Source organism: Sinorhizobium sp. (assembly GCF_059070375.1).
The window spans coordinates 2,440,728-2,456,821 of sequence record NZ_JCACWC010000003.1 but is presented as its reverse complement, the minus strand read 5'-3'; the positions used below and the strand labels follow the sequence as shown (position 1 = coordinate 2,456,821).

General features: G+C 63.1%; 13 protein-coding genes. 2 read left to right on the top strand and 11 right to left on the bottom strand.

Going from position 1 to position 16,094, the window contains the following annotated elements; genetic code table 11:
* Positions 1–53: 53 nt before the first annotated feature.
* On the top strand, positions 54–1,598 hold the full coding sequence (locus AC5J09_RS23890) for a trimethylamine methyltransferase family protein (protein ID WP_494298650.1): 1,545 nt from the start codon (positions 54–56) through the stop codon (positions 1,596–1,598).
* 15 nt (positions 1,599–1,613) lie between these two features.
* Here AC5J09_RS23890 and AC5J09_RS23885 read toward each other — a convergent pair whose 3' ends face one another.
* The 11 genes from AC5J09_RS23885 to AC5J09_RS23835 all read right to left on the bottom strand — a co-directional run bounded on the left by AC5J09_RS23885 (position 1,614) and on the right by AC5J09_RS23835 (position 14,438).
* Positions 1,614–2,135 (bottom strand): hypothetical protein, encoded by a 522-nt coding sequence (locus AC5J09_RS23885; RefSeq protein WP_275597601.1) that lies wholly within the window; start codon positions 2,133–2,135, stop codon positions 1,614–1,616.
* 107 nt (positions 2,136–2,242) lie between these two features.
* Positions 2,243–3,376 carry an ABC transporter substrate-binding protein gene (locus AC5J09_RS23880; RefSeq protein WP_494298649.1) on the bottom strand — a complete coding sequence of 378 codons (1,134 nt, stop codon included), beginning with the start codon at positions 3,374–3,376 and terminating at the stop codon, positions 2,243–2,245.
* Between the two features lies 1 nt (position 3,377).
* Positions 3,378–4,109, bottom strand: a complete 732-nt coding sequence (gene fhuF / locus AC5J09_RS23875) for a siderophore-iron reductase FhuF (protein ID WP_494298936.1) — start codon at positions 4,107–4,109, stop codon at positions 3,378–3,380.
* A 28-nt stretch (positions 4,110–4,137) separates the two neighbouring features.
* Entirely contained in the window at positions 4,138–6,312 is a 2,175-nt protein-coding gene (locus AC5J09_RS23870) for a TonB-dependent siderophore receptor (RefSeq protein ID WP_494298648.1), read from the bottom strand.
* Positions 6,313–6,728: 416 nt separating this feature from the next.
* Positions 6,729–8,156: a gamma-aminobutyraldehyde dehydrogenase gene (locus AC5J09_RS23865; RefSeq protein WP_494298647.1), complete on the bottom strand. Its 1,428-nt coding sequence runs from the start codon at positions 8,154–8,156 to the stop codon at positions 6,729–6,731.
* 27 nt (positions 8,157–8,183) lie between these two features.
* On the bottom strand, positions 8,184–8,999 hold the full coding sequence (locus AC5J09_RS23860) for an ABC transporter permease (protein ID WP_100671767.1): 816 nt from the start codon (positions 8,997–8,999) through the stop codon (positions 8,184–8,186).
* Positions 8,989–9,939: an ABC transporter permease gene (locus tag AC5J09_RS23855; protein WP_494298646.1), complete on the bottom strand. Its 951-nt coding sequence runs from the start codon at positions 9,937–9,939 to the stop codon at positions 8,989–8,991. Before AC5J09_RS23855 ends, AC5J09_RS23860 begins: the two co-directional genes overlap by 11 nt.
* The gene (locus AC5J09_RS23850) at positions 9,936–10,931 is read right to left on the bottom strand and encodes an ABC transporter ATP-binding protein (RefSeq protein ID WP_494298645.1); all 996 of its coding nucleotides are present in this window, start codon (positions 10,929–10,931) and stop codon (positions 9,936–9,938) included. Before AC5J09_RS23850 ends, AC5J09_RS23855 begins: the two co-directional genes overlap by 4 nt.
* A gap of 192 nt (positions 10,932–11,123) precedes the next feature.
* A complete protein-coding gene (locus tag AC5J09_RS23845) occupies positions 11,124–12,284 on the bottom strand; it encodes an ABC transporter substrate-binding protein (protein WP_100671764.1) in 1,161 nt (386 codons plus the stop codon).
* 123 nt (positions 12,285–12,407) lie between these two features.
* A complete protein-coding gene (locus AC5J09_RS23840; RefSeq protein WP_018095549.1) occupies positions 12,408–13,316 on the bottom strand; it encodes a LysR family transcriptional regulator in 909 nt (302 codons plus the stop codon).
* Positions 13,317–13,415: 99 nt separating this feature from the next.
* Complete coding sequence (locus tag AC5J09_RS23835) at positions 13,416–14,438, bottom strand: LacI family DNA-binding transcriptional regulator (RefSeq protein ID WP_018095548.1); 1,023 nt, start codon at positions 14,436–14,438, stop codon at positions 13,416–13,418.
* Positions 14,439–14,705: 267 nt separating this feature from the next.
* Between AC5J09_RS23835 and AC5J09_RS23830 the strand changes: the two genes are divergently transcribed.
* Entirely contained in the window at positions 14,706–16,040 is a 1,335-nt protein-coding gene (locus AC5J09_RS23830; RefSeq protein WP_494298644.1) for an ABC transporter substrate-binding protein, read from the top strand.
* The last annotated feature ends 54 nt before the right edge of the window (positions 16,041–16,094 follow it).

Sequence of the window (16,094 nt, the reverse complement as noted above, 5' to 3'; positions counted from 1 at the left end):
CCGAGGGAGATAGGCAAAGAACAGACGACGACAGCGCCATTGGGAGATGAATGATGGCTGAGGAATGCGCAGTTGCGGCTTCGAGACGGTCCGGCGGACGGGCGGCGCGCGTTGCGCTTCGTTCGTCGCCGCTCGCCGAAAACATCCGCCCCGTTCGTCCGGGCCTTTCCGGCGGACAGTACAAGCCGCTGACGGAGGCCAACGTCAGACGGATTCACGAGGCGGCGCTCGATGCGCTGGAACAGATCGGCCTTGCCAACGCGCCGCGATCCGGCGTCGAGATCATGACCGGCGCCGGGGCCATCCTCGGCGAGGATGGACGACTCCGCTTCCCGCGTGCACTGGTCGAGGACATGCTGGCCATCGCCGCGCGCGACATCACCCTTTACGCGCGCGATCCGAAACAGGACCTCGAACTCAGCGGTACGCGCGTCTATTACGGTACAGCGGGCGCGGCGGTTCACGTGGTCGACGTCGAGAAGCGCGAATACCGCGAATCGACCGCCAAGGATCTCCTGAACGCGGCGCAGCTCGTCCATCACCTGGACAATGTCCATTTCTTCCAGCGAGCCATGGTCTGCCGGGACGTTTCCGACAATTTCCTGATGGACATCAACACGCTCTACGCCTGCTGCGCCGGAACGACGAAGCATGTCGGCACGAGCTTCTCCGATCCGTCGCATGTGGAGGGCTGCTTCGACCTCATTCACATGATCGCAGGCGGCGAGGACAAGTGGCGGGCGCGGCCCTTCGTTTCGAACTCGAACTGCTTCGTCGTACCGCCGATGAAGTTCGCCGAGGAAAGCTGCATTACCATGGAGAAGTGCATCCGCGGCGGCATGCCCGTCCTGCTGCTATCCGCGGGACAGGCGGGGGCGACTGCCCCGGCGCCGCTCGCGACCGCCATCGTGCAGGCGGTTGCCGAGTGCCTTGCCGGCGTCGTCTACGTCAATGCGCTTTCGCCCGGCCATCCGGCGGTCTTCGGCACCTGGCCGTTCGTGTCCGATCTGAGGACGGGCGCCATGTCCGGCGGCTCCGGCGAACAGGCTCTGCTGACCGCAGGCTGCGCGCAGATGCACCAGTTTTATCGCCTGCCCGGCGGCGCCGCCGCCGGCATCGCGGATGCGAAGCTTCCCGACATGCAGGCCGGCTGGGAACAGGCGATCTCCAACGTGATGGCGGGGCTTTCGGGGCTCAACATGGTCTACGAGGCGGTCGGCATGCATGCATCGCTCCTCGGCTTCTGCCTGGAGTCGCTGGTGCTCGGAGACGACATGCTGGGCCAGGTGCAGCGCTGCATCCGCGGCATCGACGTAACGGAGGATTCGGTTTCGCTCGAGACCATGCGTTCGGTCTGCCTCGACGGCCCCGGCCACTATCTCGGCCATCCGCAGACACTCGGGCTGATGCAGACGGAATATATCTATCCGGCCGTCGCCGACCGCACGAGCCCGAAGGAATGGGTCGAGATCGGCCGGCCGGATCTCGTCGCCCGCGCCATCGAGAGGAAGAACCGCATCCTGGCAGACGCTGCCCCGTCGCTGATCTCGGCGGAGACCGACCGGGCGATACGGGAGCGGTTCGGCATCTTTTGTTGACGTGTCGATTCGCCGTCAGCGTCGACCGGCACCTCTGACCTCGCTTACCCTATAGGTCCATTTCGGCGCAGTCGGCGCTTCATCCGGCCTGTAGGGGAAGGTCAGGAACGTCTCGAATGGGCGGTTCTGGCCGCCCGGCACCCGGAGCAGGATGAGAGCCGTATCCTCGCCGATACGTTTGCAGGCGTCCTGCGGGCAGTCCTCGAGCGTCACCGTGAGACGAAAATATTCGAGCGTGACGTCCGACGCATTGGCTGCGGTGCCACGGACCCGAAAGGTGCGCTCGGTTTCGTTCGGTTCGAACGCCATGTCCCGCAGGGTGATGTCGGCGACGGTCAGCCCGGCGGCGGGCCGGCTCGGGGCCGGCTCCGGGGCTTTGTCCGGAGCAGCTTCGTTCAGCCAGACGAGAAATGCGACGCTGAGCCCCAGCGCAACCGCAATGGACAGGACCGGCTCGATCCAGCTGCGGAAGCGACCGTAACGGGCCGCGAGATACACGATCGCCAAGCCCAACGGTAACGCAATCAGCCACGCCATGAAGTTCCTCCTGCGAGAACCTTATATAGGGCGAGGCGGCGCTGGCAATCTTTGGGGTACGCCCGGCCGACACCCTTCTGCCAATCCGGGGCAGGTTCAGCCGGCGGTCATTTCTTCAAACTGATCCAGTAGGTGCCCTCGAAGGGAACTGCGGCGAAGCGCCGGTCGATTTCGGCAAGCGTCGCCGCGGGATCGACGTCGGGGAAGAGGTCGGGGCGAAGCCAGGAGGCAAAGGCTTCCGCTGCGACGATGTTCAGCGGAACCGCGTTGAAGAAATTCCAGAGGCCGTGCACACGCCCGTTGCGGGCGGCCGCGATGCTCTCCATCACCGGCTTGTCCACGGCCTGCGCCAGGGTCCGCTCCGCCTCTTCGGCCTTGACGCCGGGCCCGATCGAAAAGCCGCTATATTTCCCGCCCGGCGACGAGGTGGCGATATAGACGTCCGGGTTCTCGGCCATGACGGCTTCCGCGTTCATCATGCCGCCCGGGCGCGGCAGCGCGCCCTCGGCGATGTTGCGGCTGCCGGTGACGGCGATGAATTCGCCCAATCCGCCGACGCCGTAGGCCCAGCAGCAACGGTCTGGCGCGGGAAACGCTTCCATGAGGACTTTAGGGCCGGGCTCGGAACTCTTGGCGACGCGGTCGCGGATGCGGGCAAGACGTTCCTCATAGAAGCGGGCGAACTCCTCCGCCTGTTCTTCTCTCTCGAAGACCCTGCCGAGGAGACGTATGTTGGCAGGCGTGTTTTTGAGTGCTTCGTTGTTGAAGTCCACGACGATGACGGGCACGCCGGTGCTCTCGAGGTATTCCATCGCACGCTGTCCCGCTTCCGTATCCGCCTGCCAATTGGCGAGAACCGCAAGATCGGCCTTCAGCGTCAGGATCGTTTCGAAGGAAAGGCCGGGTCCGCTGCCGTCGTCGATCAGCGGCACGTCTGCGAGCTTCGGAAACTTGCGAACGAAGCTCTCATAGATTTCCGGATTGTCGCCTTTCATGTCGCCGGACCAGCCGGCGAGCAGACTTACCGGGTCCGGATGGATGAGCGAGAGGGCGACGAGATTGAAGCCGCTGCCGAGAAGCACCGCCTTGGGGGGCGCGGGGATCGTTACCTGTCTTCCGACTGCGTCCGTGACCGTGATCGGCCACTGTGCCTGCGCCAGCGCCGCGAGCGGGAAGAAGAGGATCGACAGGAGGGCAATGGCCTGAAGGAAGGGGCGGCGGCGTGGGTATGGACGAGACAAGCTATTGTTTCCTTTGGCTTGGAAGGGCGCAGAGGCTGCCGCAGCTCGGAATGCCGGGGAGGAGATATCTCAGACAGCAGATCCGGCGCCGACAGACGCGCGTCCCGTCCTCTTCCTCCTGACGCAGACAGTCGAAGAAAGGATTGGGAGCGCCGTTGGGCATCAGCCGGCAGCCGACCATGGCATCGGCCTGGTCGCTCATGGGGTCGGTCCCCGCGGTTCGAAGCGCATAATCGATGTAAACGGCGGCATTGTTCCAGGCGAGCCTCGGCGATATGCCGCCGGCTGCCTTGAGATGCGGGACCACCTTGGCAAGATGCTCGTCCATGAGCGAGCCGATCAAGGCGAAGATGTCACGCCCGTCATCGTCGCGCCACTGACCTGCCGTCGCGACCCCGAAGGCGCGGGGCAGCCCGTCGTCCGAGAGCGCCACCGTCATTTGGTCGAAATCCGCCGGCAGCGCCTGGTGGTCCAGCACCCGGGCGACGACATAGGGGATGGTCAGGGCCGAGAAATAATAGAGCGACCACATGGAGGCGACGGCGCGGCGGTCGGTGCCGCCGGAGGCCTCGGCATAGTGCGAGAGCGTCCGGTCGAAGGCGCCGGAAGCGAAAAATTCCGGGAGCGAAATGCCGTCGGAAAGATTAGCCGACAGCATCATTTTCTCGTTGCACCAGGCATGCGGGCCGGCAAAGGCCGCCGACAGACCTTTCGGCTCGTCGATTACCGCCACGCTTCCATGCCCGGCTGTTGTCATGAGCTCACCAGTTGTAACGCAGCGAGCCGATGACCATGCGGCCCTGATCGCGATGGCAGTAGCCGGCAGTGCACACGGCCTCGCGGCGGTCGAAGAGATTGGTGGCATTCACCTGCAGATGCAGACCGTCATATTTCTGGTCGATCGCTGCGAAGTCGTAGCCGACAGAAGCATCGAAGAGAACGCGCGAACTATTCTTGAAGGTGTTTTCGTCATTACCGTAACTCGATCCCACGAAACGCGCGCCTCCACCCAGGCTGAACCCGTAAAACGGGCTATCTTCCGGCAATGTATAATGGGCCCAGATCGACGCCATATGCTGTGGTGCGGAAGATACATAGTTGCCGATCGTGCCTTCGGGGCCCTGAATGATCTTGACGTCGGTATAGGCGTAAGAAGCGATAAGCGAAAGGCCGTTGTCAAGGCTGGTGTTCGCTTCGATTTCGAAACCGCGCGAACGCAGTTTGCCGCGCTGGACCTGTATGTTGGTGACGCCGTCGGCCTCGAAATAAAGGCCATTCTTCTGATCGATGTTGAAGAGAGCGGCGGTGATCAGCGTATTGCTGTTCGGCAGGAGGTACTTGACGCCGACTTCCTGTTGTTCGCTCTCGGTCGGTTTGAACGGCTGGTGCGTTTCCTGGTTGGTGCCGGCATTGGGTGTGAAGGCCGTCGAGTAGCTTATATAGGGCGCCAGTCCGAAGTCGGTCTGGTAGGTGAGCCCTATGCGGCCGGAGAACTCCTTGTCCTTCTGCGAGACCGACGTCAGCGAATCGCTGGCAAGGTCGGTGGTGTCCGTATCGGTCGATACCCAGTCGTAGCGCCCGCCCACCGTCAACGTCCAGGCGTCGTAGCGGATCTGGTCTTGCAGATATGTGCCGAGCTGCCACTGGTCCTGGACCGTACGCGTGTTGAAGTCGATCGCGTCGACCGGACGCCCCTGCGTCGGATTGTCGGTATCGAGCGGCGGCGACACGCCGCGTCCGTCGAGCGCACGGAAACGCAGTTTCGTATAGTCGATCCCCGCAAGCAGCGTATGCTCCAGAGCGCCGGTGTCGAATTTGGCTTCGAGCTGGTTGTCGATGACGAAGGCGGTCAGCCGCTCGTCATAGGTGCCGGCGGCGCTGTCGAGCAAAGTCGGGTCGTCAGCGTTCGGGGCGTAGGCGAAGTCCCAGTCGGCGTCGATGTTCAGCGTGGATACACGCGCATTCTGGCGGAAGACGAAGGTGTCGTTGAGCCGGTGCTCGAATTCGTAGCCGATGCGTCCCTGCTTCTGTATCGAATCGTTGAAGTCGGGGTTGCCGGCAAATATGTCGGTCACTTCGCCGGTCAGCGGGTCGTTGTAATAGGTCGCGGTGCCTCCGGTCTTGGTGCGCGAATACTCGCCGAGAACCGTCAGCTTCGTGTCTTCGTCCGGCTTCCAGGTGAATGCCGGTGCGATATAGGCGCGGTCGTCCGCAAGGCCGACCTGCTCGGTGTCGGCATCGCGCAGCAGGCCGGTCAGGCGATAATAGACCGGGTCGGTCTCGTTCACCGGGCCCGAGAAGTCGAACTGGCCCTGATAGCGGTCGTGACTGCCGTATTGGACCTGCACCTCTCTCAGCGCATCTTCCGTCGGCCGCTTGGTGATGAGGTTGTAAAGACCGCCGGCGCCCGTTGCGCCGTAGAGGGCCGAGGACGGTCCGCGCAGGATCGAAACGCCTTCGAGCCCGTAGGGTTCGTTCTTGAAGACCGAGTCGACAGCCGCCGGCTGGCGGAGATTGTCGCGGAAGATGCCGGTAAAGGTTACGTCGAAACCGCGGACGAAGAATGCGTCGAAGCGAGGATCGAAACCATAGGCGCCCACGCGCGTGCCCGGCGTATAGGCGAGCGTCTCCAGCAGCGTCTGCGGGTTGCGGTCCTTCAATTGCTGTTCGGTCACCGTGGAAATCGATTGCGGAGTCTCGAGGAACGGCGTGTCGACTTTGGCGCCCGTGGCGCTGCTGATGCCGACATAGCCTTCGGCCGTGATCACGCCGCCACTGCCGTTGACCACCAGCGTTTCGAGCTCGGTCGAATCGCCGCCGGAAGCGGTTTCCTGCCCTGCTTGCTGCGCCTGGGCCGTGGCGACAAGGGCGAGGGCGGACGTTCCGGCGAGGGCAGCGCGAATGAGGGGCAGGAGGAAGGCGGATTTCGAGGGCATGCAACGCAACCTTACAGAGATATAAGTTATGTTCTATAAGGTGAGCTATTCACTCATGATTGTTGCGGGCGCAAGCTCTTTTCATGACTTTTTCAGTCATGTTCCGGAAGTGTGTGTGAAAAGTGCAACATCGGCGAATGCGCGGGCAGGGGAGCAGCCGGCCCGTGAGGGTTTAGATGGGCAAGTGGAGTGCGACGCGGCATGCCCCCCAGAGCATTTCAACGTTTCATGGAAACATTGAATGCTCTAACCGATTGATCCAACGCAGTTCCGGACGGAAAAACCGTTACACCCTTTTCCTGGAAGTGCTCTTACCTCTCTCGAGGAGGCGAGGGACCGGGGCGAGGCTGCCGCGGGCCGCCTCGCCGGACCGGCGGCAGAAGGCCGCCGGCAGGCGGATGAGGGGCGCGGAAAATTCAGCCGTGATTGATCATGATGTGACGGACGGCGGTGTAGTCCTCCAGCGCATAGACCGACATGTCCTTGCCATAGCCCGACTGCTTGATGCCGCCATGCGGCATTTCGTTGGTCAGCATGAAATGGGTGTTGATCCAGGTGCAGCCATATTGCAGGCGGGATGCCGCTCGCATCGCCTTGCTGATGTCCTTTGTCCAGACCGAGGAGGCGAGGCCATAATCGCTGTCGTTCGCCCAGGCCACCGCATCGTCCTTGCCGGTGAAGCGCGTGACGGAGACGACCGGGCCGAAGACTTCGCGGCGGACGATCTCGTCCTCCTGAGTGGCGCCCGCGACGACCGTCGGTTGGAAGAAGAAGCCTTGCTCGCTGCCCGTGCCGCCGCCGGTGGTGATCTCGATGTGCTTCTGATCGGCGGCCCTCTCGACGAAGCTTGCCACGCGGTCGCGCTGGCGCCTGGAGATCAGCGGACCGATCTCGTTTTCCGTGTCGTCGTCGAGATTGTAGCGGATGGTCGAGACGGCCGATGTGAGGTCGGCGACGAGTTTCTCGTAGATTCCGGCTTCGGCATAGATGCGGCAGGCGGCGGTGCAGTCCTGACCGGCATTGTAGTAGCCGAAGGTGCGGATTCCGTTGACCACCGCCTCGAGGTCGGCGTCGTCATAGACGATGACCGGCGCCTTGCCGCCGAGCTCGAGATGGGTGCGCTTCACCGTCTTAGCGGCGGCCGCGAGCACCTTCTTGCCGGTGGCGATGTCGCCGGTGATCGATACCATGCCGACCTTCGGATGGTTGATCAGCGCGTTGCCGACGGTTTCGCCGCGGCCGGTGATGACGTTGACGACGCCTTCGGGGAGAATGTCGGCGAGGAGCCGCGCGAGCTTCAGCGCCGTCAGCGGCGTCTGCTCGGATGGCTTGAAGACGACGGTGTTGCCGCCGCCGATTGCCGGCGCCAGCTTCCAGGCCATCATCATCAGGGGATAGTTCCACGGCGCGATCGAGCCGACGACCCCGATCGGGTCGCGGCGGATCATCGACGTATGGCCCGGCAGATACTCGCCCGCCGTCGGCGCATGCAGATTGCGCACCGCGCCGGCGAAGAAGCGCCAGCAGTCGATGATCGCGGGCAACTCGTCGTTCTTCACCGCATTGATCGGCTTGCCGCAGTTCAGCGCCTCCAGCGCGGCGAATTCATCGGCGTCTTTCTCGATAGCATCGGCGACCTTCAAGAGGGCGTTGGAGCGTTCGGCCGGCGTCGTCTGCGACCAGCCGACGAAGGCGCGCTCGGCAGCGTCGACGGCGGCGTCGATCTGCGCGTGGGAGGCCTCGGCGAGGTCGATGATCCCGGCGCCCGTCCTCGGATTGAGAATGTGTTCCTCGGCCTCGGTTCCGGCTTCGAAGCGCGATCCGATCAAGAGCTGGGTGTCCATGTCTGTTCTCCCTTCAAGTGCGAAATGTCATTTGCCGGCGCCGGCGATCTGATCGCCGTCGCGGGTCAGGTAATACGCGCCGAGGATCGGCAGGAAGGTGGCCATCACGACGACCATGGCGACGACGTTGGTCACCGGGCGCTGACGCGGGCGGATCAGCTCTTCCAGCATCCAGATCGGCAGGGTCGATTGCTGCCCGGCCGTGAAGGTCGTCACGATCACCTCGTCGAAGGAAAGCGCGAAGGCGAGCATGCCTCCGGCGAGCAGGGCCGTGCCGATGTTCGGCAGGATCACGTAGCGGAAGGTCTGGAAACCGTCGGCGCCGAGATCCATGGAAGCCTCGATCAGCGAGCCGGAAATCCGGCGGAAACGGGCGACCGCATTGTTGTAGACGACGACGATGCAGAAGGTCGCGTGGCCGAGCACGATGGTCCAGAAGGAGAAGGGGATGTCGACCATGGAGAAGGCCGAACGCAGCGCAATGCCGGTGATGATGCCGGGAAGCGCGATCGGCAGGATAACGAGGAGCGAGATCGTCTCCCGGCCGAAGAAGCGGGTCTGGCTGACGGCCGCGGCGCACAGGGTGCCGAGGACGAGGGCGACCGCCGTCGCGATCGAGGCGACCTTGACGGAGAGCGTCAGCGCCGCCCAGACGTCCGGCCGGTTCCAGGCGACGGCGAACCATTGCGTGGTGAGCCCCGGCGGCGGAAACTGGTAGCTCTTTTCCTCGGTGGTGAAAGCGTAGAGAAAAATCAGCAGGATCGGCAGATGCAGGAAGGCGAGGCCGGCGGCGGCAGCGATCTTCAGACCCAATGGAGCGGAGTTCGCCTTCTCAGAGCGCATCGAAGGCCCCCATGCGTTTGGCCATCCAGAGATAGGCGCCCATGATGACGATCGGCACGACCGTGAAGGCGGCCGCGAGCGGGATGTTTCCGGCGGTGCCCTGCTGCGCGTAGACGGCCTGACCGATGAAGAGCCGCGACGAGCCGACGATCTGCGGAATGATGTAGTCGCCGAGGGTCAGCGAGAAGGTGAAGATCGATCCAGCGACGATGCCCGGCAGCGCGAGCGGAAAGAGCACATGGCGGAAGGTCTGGGCGGGCGTTCCGCCGAGGTCCGACGAGGCTTCGACCAGATTGGCCGGCACGCGCTCGAGCGCCGCCTGGATAGGCAGGATCATGAACGGCATCCAGACATAGACGAAGACGATGAAGGTGCCCGTATAGCTGACCGACAGCGAGTTGCCGCCGACGACCGGAAGAGATAACCAGGCATCGATCAGCCAGAGAAGGTTCAGCTTTGCCAAGAACCAGGTCAGGATGCCTTCCTTGGCCAGGATCAGCTTCCAGGCATAGATCTTGACGAGATAGCTCGACCAGAGCGGCAGCATGACGGCGAGATAGAAGAGCGCCTTCCATTTCCCGCGCGCGTAGCGAGCGGCGTAATAGGCGATCGGAAAGGCAATGAGCGCCGAGACGAGCGTCACCAGAGCGGCCATCGAGACGGTGCGGATGATGATGTCGAGATTGGCTTCGCTCAAGAGCTGACGATAGGTCGCAAGCGTGAACTCGTAATTTATGAGCCCGGAGAAGTCGTCGATAGAGAAGAAGCTCTGCAGCAGCAGCGCGAAGAGCGAACCGAGATAGACGATCCCGAGCCACAGAAGCGGCGGTGCGAGAAAGATCGCCAGCAGCACATGCGGGTGCCGCCAGAAAAAATCCGAAAGGCGGCCGGCCGGGCTGCGGCGCTGCGGAAGAATGATGCTTTCGGCGACGATTGTCATGCGTCCTCCATCGGGTGGAGGTCGTGCGCGGCGAAGCTGATCGTGACCGGACTGCCGACGGCGGGAACGCGACGCGCCGCCGGGCTCGCCACGGCGATGCGGGCACCTTCGACGTCGATCACGATGCGGTTGGTGGCGCCGAGGAAGCTCTGCGAAGCGACGGTGCCGGAAAGGCTCAGCGCTCCGTCGCTCGGCGGCGCGATGGCAACGGCCTCCGGGCGGAGGCTCGCGAAGGAAGCCTTCAGTCCCAATCTGCGGCAGAGGTCCTCGGAAAGCACGTTGGAGGAGCCGACGAAATCGGCGACGAAACGGGTCTGCGGGCGATTGTAGACTTCTTCCGGGCTTCCGAGCTGCTGAATACGGCCCTCGTTGAACACGGCGATCCGGTCGGCCATCGACAGGGCTTCGCCCTGATCATGGGTGACGAAGACGAAAGTGATGCCGAGCGACTTCTGCAGCGTCTTCAATTCCTCCTGCATCTGTTCGCGAAGCTTCAGATCGAGCGCGCCCAACGGCTCGTCGAGAAGCAGAACCTTGGGCTTGTTGACGAGCGCGCGGGCGAGCGCCACGCGCTGGCGCTGGCCGCCGGAAAGCTGTCCGGGCCGGCGCGTGCCGTAGCCCGGAAGCTTCACCATGGTGAGCGCATCCTCGGCCGCCCTGCGGCGTTCCTCGCGTCCGACGCCCTTGACCATCAGGCCATAGGCGACGTTGTCGAGAATGGAGAGATGCGGGAAGAGGGCGTAGTCCTGGAAGACGGTATTGACGCTGCGCCGGTACGGCGGCACGCCTTCGGCGGTCTCGCCGAAGATCTCGATATGGCCTCCGGTCGGCTGCTCGAAGCCTGCCATCAGCCTCAGGCAGGTGGTCTTGCCAGAGCCCGACGGACCGAGCATCGCAAAGAACTCGCCCTCGGCGATCGCAAGGTTCACGCGATCGACGGCACGGACGGCGCCGAAATAGCGGGAAACATTGTCGAAGAGGACGGCGGTCATAGGAATGCTCCAGGTAGTTATTGCCCCTCATCCGCCTGCTGGCACCTTCTCCCCGCTTGCGGGGAGAAGGGACTCGCGGTCGGTGCCTCGCCTGTATTCCGCGGCGAGGGCTTTGCGGAGGCGTTCCCTCTTCCCGCGAGCAGGGAGAGGGCCAGGGTGAGGGGCGACGCTTGCGAGGCGGTTGAGATCGGCTTACCGTCCGCCGATGACGCCGATATAGTCGGAGACCCAGCGATGATAGGGCACGCATTCGCCCTGGCTTTCGCACTTCGTCACGGGCGTCTTCCAGAACTTGACCTTCTCGAAGTCGTCATAGCCGTTGGTCTTGCACCCCTCGTCGGTCAGAAGATCGTTGCCTTTGCAGGCGGCACCTACCGAGGGATTGGCGCCGAACCAGGCGGATACATCGCCCTGGACCTTCGGCGAGAGCGAATGCTCCATCCACATATAGGCACAGTTCGGATGCTCGCTGTCGGCATGCAGCATGGTCGTATCGGCCCAGCCCGTCACGCCTTCTTCCGGGATGACGGAAGCGATCGGCTGCTTCTCCGCTTGCATCAGGTTGACCTGGAAGGGCCAGGAGCCGGAGGCGACGACGCCCTCGTTCTTGAAGTCGTCGATCTGGATCATCGCGTCGTGCCAGTAGCGGCCGACGAGGGTGCGCTGGGTACGCAACAGATCGAGTGCGGCCTTGTACTGATCTTCGTTGAGCTCGTAAGGATCCTTGATGCCGAGATCGGGCTTGTGCGCCATCAGGTAGTTGGCGGCGTCCGCGACGTGGATCGGGCCGTCATAGGCCTGGACGCGGCCCTTGTTGGACTTGCCGTCGGGCAGCGTCATCTCCTCGAAGACGACCTTCCAGCTCTTCGGCGGCTGATCCTTGAAGGCCTCGGTGTTGTACATCAGCACGTTCGGGCCCCAGACATAGGGGGTGCCGTAATGGACGCCGTTGGCGGTATGCCACGGGGCGTTCTGCATGCGTTCGTCGATCGTTTTCCAACTGGGGATGAGATCTGTATTGATCGGCTGGACGCGCTTTCCAGCCACGAGGCGCAGCGACGCGTCTCCGGAGGCGGTCACCAGGTCGAAACCGCCTTCGTTCATCAGCGCGACCATTTCGTCGGAGGTCGCCGCCGTCTTGACGCTGACCTTGCAACCCGTCTTCTTCTCGAAATCGGTGACCCAGTCGTAGTTCTTGTCGGTCTCGCCGCGCTCGATATAGCCCGCCCAGGCGACGATCGAGAGCGCACCTTCGCCCTGACCGAGCTCTTTCAGCGGCTCCTGCGCCAGCGCGGGGGCGGCGAGGCCCAGCGACAGGGTAAGTGCCGTGCAGGATTTCAGGATCTGCTTCATCGGAAGTCTCCCCAGTTTCATGCCGTTAGCGGCTTTGTTCCCGGATCGAAGCGTGCCTTGGTTTCTCCGTATTCGCAAATTCATTAATCAGAATGCCGATATCGGGATTTCCGATATCGCGGTTCATCGCGGGCGGGCGCTGCGCAGCGCTTCGGCCACGCCGACGAAATCGCGCGCGGACTGGGGCAGGCTCGAACCCTTGCGCCAGACCATGCCGACCTGCACGACCGGCAGCGCCCCGGAAACGTCGCGGCTTTCGATCCGGTCGCCTTCGAGCGACCACGGTCGGTAGACGAGATCAGGCAAAAGCGCGATGCCGGCACCGGTCGCGACCAGGCTTCTGACCGCCTCCACGGAGCGGGTGCGGAAGGCGACATGCGGACGCGCGCCGAGCGCCGTCAGGAGTTTGCCGGTATTCTCCTCGATCTCGTCCACCGTCAACATGATCAGCGGTTCTCTTGCGATATCCTCGACCGAGATGATGTCGGCGCTGACGAGCGGGTGGCCGATCGGCAGCCACAGCCGGTAAGGGGAGGTTTCCAGGATTTCCGCCTGCAGCGCCATGCGGTCGCGCAGGTTCGAAATGACCATCACGGCGACGTCGAGCTCGCCGCCGATCAGGAGGTGCTCGAGATAGGAGCCGTTGTCCTCGATGGCGCTCACCTCGATGCCGGGGCAGGCGCGGCGGTAGCGGGCAAGCAGGTCGGAGAGCACGTAGCCGGCGACGAGGGACGTGACCCCGAGATTGAGCTTGCCGCCGCGTTCCTCGCGGCTGTCGGAGAAGCTGCGCCGCGCATCGGAGACATCGGCGAGGATCTTGGTCGCGTGGCGCAGAAACTGATGCCCGTTATGGGTGATCGCAAGGCCGCGGGGGTGCCGGTCGAAGAGCTCGACCCCGAGATCGGTTTCGAGCTCCTTGATTGCCTCGGTGATCGATGATTGAGAGATGGAGAGGTTCTGCGCCGCGCGGGTGACCGAGCCCTGCTCGGCGACGGCGACGAAATATTGCAACTGCCGGAGTGTGAATGCCATGTGCGAATTAACACCGTGCGCCGCAGGGAACGCAAGCACGGCGTGAACTGCGGCAGGGGTGATGCATTTCGTCGTGCACGCCGGAGCGACGCTGGTGAGTTAGAGATTTTCCCGCAGGAGGATCTCGATCCGTATGCGTTCCTGTGCCGCGAGAGGCTCGCGTGCGTCGGTGCGTGCTCTCATAATGCGGATTGCGCTTCGCACGGCGTGGCCGGGATCTTGCGCAATAACGGCATCGACCCGGTCGTCGCGTAGCGCCTCCTCGGTGAAAGGGGTCCGTTCGTGGACGACGACGGCAAGGTTGGTCAGATCGATGTTCGCGCCGATCGCCGTCAGGGGCATGCGCGCTTCCGAACTGAGCACATAAACAGCGGCGATGTTGGCTTGGTTGCCGAGCACGCGGGCGATGACTTCCTTACCCCGCCGCTCGTCGGCATGGGTTTCGATCGATGGCAGAGGTGTGAGATGGGGAAATTGCTCATTGATGACGGTATCGAAGCCGTGCCGACGCTGGATGCTGTCCATCGACTGCATCGTCTCCGCGACCACCATCACCTTGCCGGGCGTGCGACAGGTGAGCCTGCCGATCAGCTTTCCTGCCGTTGCTCCGGCTGCAAAATTGTCCACCCCGACGAAATCCGCTTCGGGCAGCTTTTCCTGGCCCGAGAGAAATTGAACGACCTTGATATTTCTTTCGAGAAGGCGTGCGACGGCATCGCGCACCTGCGGTGATTCCGGAGCCATCAGGGCGACCCCATCGACCTCATGCCCGTCGATGCCGGCGAGATATTTCGCGACCCCATGGGCGTCGTCGACGGGAATCTGGACATAATCGATGTCGATCAGGTCGCCCTTGAGCGCACCCTTCGACTCCTCGACGCGCTCAAGCAATTCACGGAGATAGAGGTCGCCGGATCTGGGAAATACAAACCGGAACCGATAGCTCTTGTTCCGCGCAAGGCTCACTGCGGCGGGGTTTCTAATAAAACCAATTCGTTCAATGGCTTCGTTGACGCTTCTGATCGCCTTCTTGCTCACATGGGGACGGTCGTTCAAAACACGATCGACGGTCGCCAAGCTGACGCCGGCCGCTTCTGCAAGGTCTTTGGCTGTTGGCCGCATGAGGGCTCCTGACGCGATCTGCACAGATCACGTTTCTCGCAAAATCGGAAAAAACGCAAGAATTGACGTGCGCACCTCAAAAATAGCTTGAATTGAGGTGCGCACGTCAATATGACTCTGCTGGCCGTGGCATGCTGGAGGAGCCGCAGGCCACAGAGGCGGCGCGGAGGAGAACAGACCCGCCGGGAAGTTTTTCGCGCCAAGTGCCCGCAAAGGGCGTGTTCAGCCTTCCGATGGGGTCGGAAGGCGAGGGAGGAGGTCCCCGCCATGACATTTCGCAATACGAGATCACTGGCCGCTTTCGGTACGCTTCTGGCTGCCGGCGTCGCATATCCAGGTCAGGCCAGCGCAAAGGACCTGACGCTGTGCTGGGCCGCTTGGGATCCGGCCAATGCGCTCGTCGAGCTCAGCAAGGATTTCGAGGCCCAGAGCGGCATCAAGATGAAGTTCGAATTCGTGCCGTGGCCGAACTTCGCCGACCGCATGCTCAACGAACTCAACTCGGGCGGCAAGCTCTGCGATCTGATGATCGGCGACAGCCAGTGGATCGGCGGCGCGGCGGAGAATGGCCAATACGTCAAGCTCAACGATTTCTTCGACAAGGAAGGGATCAAGATGAGCGACTTCATTCCGGCGACCGTGGTCGGCTACGCCGAATGGCCGAAGAATTCTCCGAACTACTGGGCGCTGCCCGCCTTCGGCGACGTTGTCGGCTGGAGCTACCGGAAGGACTGGTTCGCTCGCCCCGAGCTGCAGGCGGAATTCAAGGAGAAATATGGCCGCGACCTGGCCGTGCCGAAGACCTTCGGCGAGCTGAAGGACATCGCGCAGTTCTTCCAGAAGCGCGAGATCGACGGCAAGACGGTCTATGGCGCGGCGATCTACACGGAGCGCGGCTCCGAGGGCATTACCATGGGCGTCATGGACGTGCTCTACAGCTTCGGCTTCAAATACGAGAACCCGGACAAGCCCTATGATCTGGAAGGCTATGTCAATTCGGCGGAAGCCGTGAAGGGTCTGGAGTTCTATAAGGAACTCTACGATTGCTGCACGCCGCCCGGCCATTCGGACGCCTACATGTCCGAGGACATCGACGCGTACAAGTCCGGCCAGGTCGCGCTGCACATGAACTTCGCCTTCACCTGGCCGGGCATCAATGCCGACGCCAATGTCGGCGGCGAGAAGTCCGGTTACTTCCCCAACCCGGCAGGGCCGGATGGCGCTGCCTATGCGCAGCTCGGCGGGCAGGGCATTTCGGTCGTCTCATCCTCGCAGAAGCAGGAGGAGGCGCTCGCCTACATCAAGTGGTTCGCGCAGCCTGAAATCCAGCAGAAATGGTGGCAGATGGGCGGCTACTCGGCGCTCCGGAAAGTCGTCGAGGATCCGGGTTTTGCGACCAGCCAGCCCTATGCGCAGACCTTCCTCGATTCCATGGCCATCGTGCAGGACTTCTGGGCGGAGCCGAGCTACGCCTCGCTGCTGCAGGCGGCGCAGAAACGCTTCCATGACTATGTCGTCGCCGGTCAGGGCTCCGCGCAGGACGCGCTCGACGGTCTCGTCAAGGACTGGACGCAGGTCTTCGACGACGAAGGCAAGTACTGACGTCATCGGTCGGACCCGCGCCTCCCAGCGGGCCAAGGCGCGGCCGGAGCCGGG

Excerpts from the sequence above, each read along its gene's own strand:
- AC5J09_RS23840 (WP_018095549.1), bottom strand. The coding sequence starts at position 13,316 with ATGGCATTCACACTCCGGCAGTTGCAATATTTCGTCGCCGTCGCCGAG.
- AC5J09_RS23835 (WP_018095548.1), bottom strand. The coding sequence starts at position 14,438 with ATGCGGCCAACAGCCAAAGACCTTGCAGAAGCGGCCGGCGTCAGCTTG.
- AC5J09_RS23890 (WP_494298650.1), top strand. The coding sequence starts at position 54 with ATGGCTGAGGAATGCGCAGTTGCGGCTTCGAGACGGTCCGGCGGACGG.
- AC5J09_RS23845 (WP_100671764.1), bottom strand. The coding sequence starts at position 12,284 with ATGAAGCAGATCCTGAAATCCTGCACGGCACTTACCCTGTCGCTGGGC.
- AC5J09_RS23850 (WP_494298645.1), bottom strand. The coding sequence starts at position 10,931 with ATGACCGCCGTCCTCTTCGACAATGTTTCCCGCTATTTCGGCGCCGTC.
- AC5J09_RS23885 (WP_275597601.1), bottom strand. The coding sequence starts at position 2,135 with ATGGCGTGGCTGATTGCGTTACCGTTGGGCTTGGCGATCGTGTATCTC.
- AC5J09_RS23870 (WP_494298648.1), bottom strand. The coding sequence starts at position 6,312 with ATGCCCTCGAAATCCGCCTTCCTCCTGCCCCTCATTCGCGCTGCCCTC.
- AC5J09_RS23855 (WP_494298646.1), bottom strand. The coding sequence starts at position 9,939 with ATGACAATCGTCGCCGAAAGCATCATTCTTCCGCAGCGCCGCAGCCCG.
- AC5J09_RS23865 (WP_494298647.1), bottom strand. The coding sequence starts at position 8,156 with ATGGACACCCAGCTCTTGATCGGATCGCGCTTCGAAGCCGGAACCGAG.
- AC5J09_RS23830 (WP_494298644.1), top strand. The coding sequence starts at position 14,706 with ATGACATTTCGCAATACGAGATCACTGGCCGCTTTCGGTACGCTTCTG.
- AC5J09_RS23860 (WP_100671767.1), bottom strand. The coding sequence starts at position 8,999 with ATGCGCTCTGAGAAGGCGAACTCCGCTCCATTGGGTCTGAAGATCGCT.